Annotated in this window: 4 protein-coding genes; 2 read left to right on the forward strand and 2 right to left on the reverse strand. The window is 37.5% G+C overall.

Annotation, left to right across the window (positions count from 1 at the left end; all coding sequences use genetic code 11):
- Window positions 1-199 precede the first annotated feature (199 nt).
- Window positions 200-2866, forward strand: coding sequence for an alanine--tRNA ligase (alaS, locus tag ACFIKR_RS07705; RefSeq protein WP_375659436.1), 2667 nt, complete (start codon window positions 200-202; stop codon window positions 2864-2866).
- 1172 nt (window positions 2867-4038) lie between these two features.
- Here the strand turns inward: alaS and ACFIKR_RS07710 are convergent.
- Entirely contained in the window at window positions 4039-5820 is a 1782-nt protein-coding gene (locus tag ACFIKR_RS07710) for a glucan ABC transporter ATP-binding protein/ permease (protein WP_375659437.1), read from the reverse strand.
- A gap of 236 nt (window positions 5821-6056) precedes the next feature.
- On the opposite strand from ACFIKR_RS07710, the gene ACFIKR_RS07715 reads away from it, so the two are divergent.
- The gene (locus tag ACFIKR_RS07715; RefSeq protein ID WP_375659438.1) at window positions 6057-7040 is read left to right on the forward strand and encodes an RluA family pseudouridine synthase; all 984 of its coding nucleotides are present in this window, start codon (window positions 6057-6059) and stop codon (window positions 7038-7040) included.
- Between the two features lie 78 nt (window positions 7041-7118).
- Here the strand turns inward: ACFIKR_RS07715 and ACFIKR_RS07720 are convergent, their stop codons facing one another.
- A complete protein-coding gene (locus tag ACFIKR_RS07720; protein WP_375647666.1) occupies window positions 7119-8162 on the reverse strand; it encodes a tyrosine-type recombinase/integrase in 1044 nt (347 codons plus the stop codon).
- Window positions 8163-8345: the final 183 nt, after the last annotated feature.

The raw sequence follows: 8345 nt of genomic DNA on the forward strand, positions 1-8345 counted from the left end.
TTTTTCGTCTATAATTTTTTTCCTTTAAGATTTTTCTGTTTTTTTGTTTGAGTTTTTAAATACACAGTCATTTTTTTCTCAATTTTTTAAAACAAATATTCCATTCTTTGATTAAATTGACTCCATGCGTGATGAAGAGGATATTTAATGAGGGGGATTTTTCTTTTATGGTTTTGTGCTGTATTGAGCAGGTGTCAGTATGAATAGTGTTAATAATATTCGGTCAATATTTTTGGATTATTTTCATCGTAATGGGCATAAAGTTCTTGCTTCTAGTCCGCTTGTTCCGCGAAATGATCCTACACTTATGTTTACAAATGCAGGGATGGTGCAGTTTAAAAATGTTTTTACTGGACTTGAACAACCTCCTTATAAGCAGGCAACAACGGCACAAAAATGTGTTCGTGCGGGTGGAAAGCATAATGATCTTGATAATGTTGGTTATACGGCGCGTCATCATACATTTTTTGAAATGCTGGGTAATTTTTCTTTCGGTGATTATTTCAAAGAAGAAGCCATTTTTTTATCATGGAATCTTTTAACGAAGGAATTTTGTCTACCAAAAGATAAATTGTTGGTGACAGTTTACCAGAGTGATGAAGTTGCTGCTGAACTGTGGCGTAAAATTTCAGGTCTTCCAGATGAAAAAATTGTCCGTATTGCGACGGCTGATAATTTTTGGTCGATGGGAGAAATAGGACCCTGTGGTCCTTGTTCGGAGATTTTTTATGATCATGGCGATGAAATCTGGGGCGGTCCTCCTGGAAGTATGGAAGAAGATGGCGATCGCTTTATTGAGATTTGGAATCTTGTTTTTATGCAATATGAGCAGATTTCTCAGGAAGAACGTGTTGATTTGCCTCATCCTTCTATTGATACCGGTATGGGATTAGAGCGTATTGCTGCTGTTTTACAGGGCGTTCATGATAATTATGACATTGATCTTTTTTGTGCATTAATTGCTGCATCAGAAGAAATTACAGGGATTGAGGCAAAGGGTGATTTTATTGTCAGCCATCGTGTCATTGCTGATCATCTTCGCTCATCTGCATTTTTGATTGCTGATGGTGTGCTTCCTTCTAATGAAGGAAGAGGATATGTTTTACGTCGTATTATGCGTCGTGCTATGCGTCATGCGCATCTTCTTGGTGCTAAAGAGCCCTTAATGTGGCAACTTTTGCCTGCTTTGAACCGCGAAATGGGACAAGCCTATCCTGAATTGGTGCGTGCTGAATCTTTAATTTCAGAAACTTTAAGGTTAGAAGAAATACGTTTTCGTAAAACGCTTGAACGAGGACTTGGTTTGTTAAATGAAGCAAGTACCGATCTTAAAGAAGGAGATCATTTAAATGGTGAAGTTGCTTTCAAGCTTTATGATACCTATGGTTTTCCGCTTGATTTAACGCAGGATGTTTTGCGGCGTCGTGGAATATCTGTTGATGTTGATACCTTTGATAAAGCGATGGAACGTCAAAAAGAGGAAGCGCGTGCCAATTGGTCTGGTTCTGGGGAAGCTGTAACAGAAAAGATCTGGTTTTCTGTTCGTGATAAAGTGGGGGCTACAGAATTTTTGGGTTATGAAACAGAAACGGCTAAAGGCATTCTTACAGCTCTCGTGTGTGATGGTAAACTTGTTGATCATATTTCTTTAGGTCAGAAAGCTATGCTTGTTGTTAATCAGACACCTTTTTATGGTGAATCTGGTGGACAAATTGGTGATAGTGGGATCATTTCTGGTAAAAATTTTATTTTTGAGGTGCATGATACCCAAAGAAAGGGTGATGGTGTTTTTATCCATATTGGGGAGGTGAAATCTGGTCAGGCATCAAGGTCTGATTGTGTAGAATTAAACGTTGATGTTGTTCGTCGTAAAAAAATTCGTGGAAATCATTCTGCTACCCATTTGTTACACGAAGCTTTACGACAAGTTTTGGGATCTCATGTTACACAAAAAGGCTCTCTTGTATCGCCAGATCGGTTGCGTTTTGATTTTTCTCATCCAAAATCCGTTTTACCAGAAGAACTGAAAAAAATAGAAGATTTAGCAAATGAGATTATTTTGCAAAATAGTAGAGTGGTAACGCGCCTCATGGCTGTAGATGATGCAATTTCTGAAGGTGCAATGGCATTATTTGGTGAGAAGTATGGTGATGAAGTTCGCGTTGTTTCTATGGGGGAGCCACTTGAACAGGCAAAATTAAAAAAGCATTGGTCAATAGAGCTTTGTGGAGGCACACATGTGGAGCGAACAGGGGATATTGGTTTGATTCATATTTTTTCTGAAAGTTCTGTTTCGGCTGGAGTGCGGCGTATTGAAGCTTTAACAGGCAAAGAAGCACGTCTTTATCTTAGCCGCCAAGATGAACGTATTCATGAAATTGCTGATCTTTTAAAAACTTCTTCTGCTGGCGTGGAAGAACGGGTGCGAATTTTACTTGATGATCGTCGTAAACTTGAAAAAGAATTGAATGATGTACGCAAGAAAATGATGTTGAGTGGTGGAATAACAGAAAGGAGCCAAGGTGATATTACCATCATCAATGGGTTTTCTTTTACCGGACGCGTTGTTAAAAATATTTTACCACGGGATCTTAAGGCGCTCGTCGATTCTGAGAAAAAACAAATCGGATCTGGAGTGGTTGCTTTTATTAGTGTCTCAGAGGATGGAAAAGGGAGTGCTGTTGTTGGCGTTACGGATGATTTAACGGATAAGTTAAATGCTGTTGATCTCGTTCGTATTCTTTCAGGTATGCTTGGTGGTAAAGGTGGAGGTGGCCGTCCTGATATGGCGCAGGCTGGTGGTCCTGAGGGGAACAAAGCTGATGAGGCATTTGCGGCACTAAAAGATTTTCTGGAAAAAAATTAAAGAATGAAATCATTCTGCATAGATGTTTTTTACATTTTTATATTGGGTTGGCATCTAGTACCACGAATATCCATCTGGTGTGTTTCTGAAATCAAGATACAGCGTAATTGGGGGAAAATACAATTGTAAAGACAAAAACAGTGTTTGTCTTTATCATCACTTTTTCATTTGGCTTTATAGCTTCCAAGCGTTTCAGGAGTTACCGTTTTAAGATAAGATAGATTATGCAGCACTTCATGCTTTGCTGTCTATTCTTTTACTAGGAAGATTAGTTATTGTGTTGCTCCTATAGATTTTTTTGAAGAAACATCTCTTTTTATGAAAGGGATAATACAAGATTTATTGCATACGATTATCCTTATAAAGTTATAAGCTGTCATTATTTTATTAGCTTTCAAATAACTAAAATCCCTTTCCTTGAAAAGGCTTATAAAAGAGTTGTCGTATCTTAGAGATATTGTATTGTTTTCATTTTGCTTGTTATGTACAAGCAAACAGTTTTTTTATTTATCATTAAAAGGTCTTGAAAAGAACATTCTCCTATCTTTATAAATTTTTATTTCAAGTTATAAAATAATGAATTATCAATATAAATCAAAGGAATGTTATACAAATCTAAAGATTTAGATTAATGTCTAATTTATAATGATAATTTATCATTTCAAATTCTGTGTATGTTAAATTAATCAAAATCACTCATGGATGTCGTTGTGAAATGGGCTTAGGAGCATTGAGAAATGTTTCTAAAAAAGCCATATGAATGTGCAAAACAATGACATTCTGTTCTTTATGAGAGGACGATAAAGAACGTGATAAACAAAAAGAAATACATGATATTCATTATTAAAAAGCTATTGCTTTAGTTCGTTTTGAAATTCGTAAAGCTGAGTTAAAAGAAGACGGTAAAACTGGAAGTTATTTTTACCTTTACATCTTTATATTTTTCCTAAATGAGAGTGTACACTCGTTAATACGTACAGATATAGGGCAATATTTTTATCCCAATCTAGTAAAATTGCAATAGCAGAGAAAATACTAAATTGTTTTAATATCTGTCTTAAATACCTAAAATGGATTGTGGTATTTTTAGAAATCTTTTCATTTGTATTATATAAGTACTTTTGTTGTATTGAGGAATTTTTTTTGCATAAGATTTATGAAGAGTATCATTTTTATGATGCTATGGCTTCGTGTAAGGGGATAACATTTTCTCCTTCTCTTTCTGGTGGTTTGATTGTTAAACCACTTGCCTTTAAAAATTTAGAGAAACGCCCTCCTTTATCGATCAATTCTTGAAAGTTTCCTTTTTCCATTAAGTAACCATGTTCCAGAAAGAGTATCACATCAGCATTGCGTACTGTTGAGAGGCGATGTGCTATAATAAAAGTAGTGCGGTTATGGCGTATGGAATCGAGAGCATCTTTGACACGTGCTTCTGTTTCAACATCAAGAGCGCTTGTTGCTTCATCTAGAATGAGAATGGGGGCGTTTTTTAAAACAGCGCGTGCAATTGCTAGCCGCTGTTTTTCTCCACCTGATAATTGAGATCCTCGTTCGCCCACTATTGTGTTATAACAGTCAGCTTTTTTTAGAATAAAATCGTGAGCTTCTGCTATTTTTGCTGCTTCATAAAGTTCTTCATTTGTTGCGCTCGCTTTTCCTATTGAAATATTGTCATAAATAGTACGGTTGAAAAGACCCGAGTCTTGAAATACTGTTGCTAGAGATTTGCGTAAAGATTCGCGATTGATCGAGCATATATTTATTCCATCAATGGAGATATGCCCAAAGGCAGGGTCGTATACGCGCTGTAACAGATTGATCAATGTTGTCTTCCCAGCCCCTGTTGGTCCTACAATCGCAACAGTTTGTCCTGCTTTAACCTCAAAGGAAACATCAAAAACACCTTGAGAAGAATTTGGGAATTTATAGGTCACGTGATGGAATTGTATGGCGCCTTTAACATTTTGGAGGGAAGGAAGATTTTGCGGTTCGTTGATATGAAAGGTTGAGTCTTCCATTTCAAAAAATTCTTGCAGTTTTGCTTGTGAGGATATTGCACAATTAATAAAATTACTCATTTGGTCTAGACGGCTAATCATGAGTTGTGCAAATCCAACAAAAGCAACAACTTCACCTACTCGTAATTGACCTTTTGCAACAAAAAAAGCTCCAAGAAGAAGAACAAAAACGATTGAAATTGTTGAAGCCATTCGATTTAAGCCACTGGCCAGTGCCCACCAATTGAGAACAGGATTTTGTGCTTTAAGCAAAGCATTTGTATGTTGATGCAGTATAGAAGTTTCTTCTTCTACTCGGTTATAACTTTGTACAATGGAAACATTAGAGATTGAATCACTGACATGTTTAAAAAGGTTGTGATGGTAGCATTCTACAGTGGCTTGTCCGTCTTTTGTTTTTCGCATCACTAAACGTGCAATTAATACGTAGATGATGGCAAGCACAACCAAGACTATTGAAAGACGCCAATTCATATTAAACGCTATGGGGATGAGAACCAATAAGGCGACAAGTGTTGAGAGGTGTTGGCGCATAAAATCAAGCCATATGGTTGACATGGAATCTATTGCGCGCAAAAGTGTATGGAGTGCGTTGGAAGTCCCACGTTGTTGATGCCAAATTAAAGGCATGGCAATGATACGTTCGAAAGATTCCGTTAAAACCGTTAAGCGGCGTTTATGGGCTAAGCGGTCAGCACCGCGAGCAACAAGGACATAAGCAATAATATGTGAAAGTCCAAAACAAACCCAAAGGGTAAGAGTAGGAATGATAGCTGATTTTTCTGAAATAGAATCAATAACACGTCCGAATAAAATAGGTTCTGCAATGGTGATAATAGCTAACATAACATTAGCGGTACAGATTAAAAGGGATGCATTTTTTTCTCTATTTAGGTAAGTGAGAACACGTGCATAAGTTTTGAATAAGGACACGGTTAATTATCTCCATTCGCTATTAAGCGTAAAGGCTGTTGATTTTTATAACGCTTAGTTTTTAGCTAATAGAATTTGACCGTTAAGAAAAGGCAATTTTGGATACTAACTGTAATATGGTGTGATAAAGCCAACTAAAATATGAATTTTTGTGTTTATAAAGGCGTAAAATAGATCAATAAAATTATCAGGTAAAAAATTTTGGGCAGAGAAAATTATCAGGTAAGGGAATTTTCATGGCAGGCGTAGAAATAAAAAAAGTTGAGGTAGATGAAAATGGAATGCGCTTAGATCGCTGGTTTAAGGTGCATTATCCAGGACTTGGTTTTGGAGCTTTGCAGAAATTGTTGCGTTCTGGTCAGATACGGCTTGATGGTGGACGTGTTAAAGCCGATACGCGTCTTTGTATGGGGCAAGCTGTTCGTATTCCGCCTCTCCCTATTAATGATAAGGCAAATCTTTCAATAACGGATAAAACACTTCGTGGGCAGGATGATGAAACCGTTTTGAAAAAAATGCTGCTTTATGAAGATCCAAAGGTATTTGTTTTTAACAAGCCAGCTGGGTTGGCTGTACAAGGAGGCTCTGGTTTAACACGTCATATGGATAGTATGCTTGAGGTATGGCGCAATAAAAAAGGTGAAAAGCCGCGTTTGGTTCATCGTCTTGATCGTGAGACGTCGGGTGCCCTTATTGTTGCGCGATCAAGGGGAGCTGCTCAGTCCTTAACAGCTGCTTTTAGAGCGCGAGAAACAAAAAAGACTTATTGGGCGTTGGTTCGGGGCGTGCCTAAAAAAAAGCAGGACAAAATTTCAACGTGGATGGTTAAGGAAATGACTGCACAAGGTGATAAAATGCGTGTTTGTGAACATGGGGAGCCAGATTCACATCATGCGGTTTCCTACTATCGCGTTTTAGATACGCGAGGGCGGGCTCTTTCGTGGCTTGAAATGGAACCCTATACAGGGAGAACACATCAGCTTCGTGTGCATGCTGCCTATATGGATCATCCGATCATTGGCGATACAAAGTATTTTTTTTCTGATAGTAATTGGACATTACCAGGAGGAATTCAAAACCGTCTTCATCTTCATGCACGTCGTATTCGTATTCCTCATCCTTCAGGAGGAATATTGGATATTATTGCACCTTTACCGCCTCATATGGTCCAAAGTTTTAATCTTTTGTCTTTTAATGAGAGTGATGCTGAAACAGAGTAATCTATCTCTATTAAATCAATACATTACTGCAATAGTGAGGGAATAGGTGAATCTTGATTCTATTACGTTTTTTTGCCCCTATCCCTCATTTTTTTGAAGCTTTTTTATAGATTCTAAGGCTAATTTTTTACGATCTGCACTCTTTGTATAAAGAGATGCCATATTATCATTTGTCCAGCCAAATAATGCTTTCAATTGTGATACTGTTGCACCAGAATTAGCTGCGCGTGTTGCTGCTAATTTTCTCAATCCATGCGCCGATTTTTTGATACCTGCTTGAGTACATGCCTTGTAAAATACACTTCCGAAACTATTTTTGTGTAATTTTTGGCTGTATTTACCACAAATAAATGTTTCATCACCAATAGGACCAGCTTCAAGCGTTTTGGCTAATTCCGGTAAAATAGGAAGAAAAACATCTGTTTTAAATTGGCTCTTTTCTGTTTTGAGATGGATGATATTATCTTTGACATCTTTCCAGCCAATGCGAACCGCATCACCACGACGCAAGCCCGTATATAAAAGAACATCAATCCAGACACGTTCATGGGTACCATGATGCCATTTGTGATAATATTTCTCAACATCTTCTTCTGTCCAAACAGGAAAGCCGTCTTTATTTTTGGTAGATGGTCTTTTGACTCCTAAAGTCGGATTATTCTCCAAAAGACCTTGATCAATTGCCCAATTAAACAGCCCATTAAGGGCTTTCAGAAATTCTCTAGCCATTGCTGGCGTTTCTTTCCGCCGTTCAACGCCGGCTATGATATGTTTTTTATCAATTATTTGGTATGGAACGTTGCCTATTGTATCGCATACCTTTATAAGGATACGTTCTCTCTGTTCTTGGGTTCCTTTAGCAAGATTATGCCAATTAGAGCTGTTAAAGTATTGTTTAAGCAGCCATGCAAATGAACCTTCAACAAGTTTACCAGTTTTTGATTTAGGAAGTATCAGTCCTTGTAACTCGGCAAGTGCGCTTTTGTAGTTATCAACAAACTCTTGCGTTCCATAGGCACCGCGTATTCTAATGCGTTTGCCATGACCAATACGTACATACCATACAATTTTGCCATGTTGAGTAATTTGTTTAACGAGATGAGGAGGACGTGGTTTTGGCATGGTATTTTACATCTTAGAGAGTGCGGTTTCGTAATATTCATTCTTTGACAAATCTAAAAGTTTGTCTGGGTGGTTAACTGAATTTGGTATTGGAATATCGGATTTAAGATAGATAAGCAGTTCACCGGTAGGTTTGATTTCTACGAGTTCACAACCTTGTTTTTTAGCTTCTCTTAAAGCGCG

It is taken from the genome of Bartonella sp. MR30HLJHH (assembly GCF_042194195.1).
Classification (GTDB): Bacteria; Pseudomonadota; Alphaproteobacteria; order Rhizobiales; family Rhizobiaceae; genus Bartonella; species Bartonella grahamii.

Bases quoted from the DNA above. Each gene is read 5' to 3' on its own strand.
- ACFIKR_RS07715 (WP_375659438.1), top strand. From the start codon at position 6,057: ATGGCAGGCGTAGAAATAAAAAAAGTTGAGGTAGATGAAAATGGAATG.
- alaS (WP_375659436.1), top strand. From the start codon at position 200: ATGAATAGTGTTAATAATATTCGGTCAATATTTTTGGATTATTTTCAT.
- ACFIKR_RS07720 (WP_375647666.1), bottom strand. From the start codon at position 8,162: ATGCCAAAACCACGTCCTCCTCATCTCGTTAAACAAATTACTCAACAT.